Genomic DNA, 206 nt, shown 5'->3' on the forward strand with positions numbered 1-206 from the left:
CAACCACGCGCATCAAACCAAACCGCGCCCCACCACCAAAACACACCAACCCCCAACAAGGGGAAAACACAACAAAATAGAGTTACGGCGGTCCATAGCGACAGGGAAACGCCCGGACCCATCCCGAACCCGGAAGCTAAGCCTGCCAGCGCCAATGATACTGCCCCACACGGGCGGAAAAGTAGGACACCGCCGAACACAAATTA

General features: G+C 56.8%; 1 rRNA gene. It reads left to right on the forward strand.

Annotated features, from left to right (window positions below):
* The first annotated feature begins 83 nt into the window (after positions 1-83).
* Positions 84-198, forward strand: a 5S ribosomal RNA gene (gene rrf / locus MELE44368_RS25685).
* Positions 199-206 lie beyond the last annotated feature (8 nt).

It is taken from the genome of Mycolicibacterium elephantis DSM 44368 (assembly GCF_004014805.1).
GTDB lineage: Bacteria > Actinomycetota > Actinomycetes > Mycobacteriales > Mycobacteriaceae > Mycobacterium > Mycobacterium elephantis.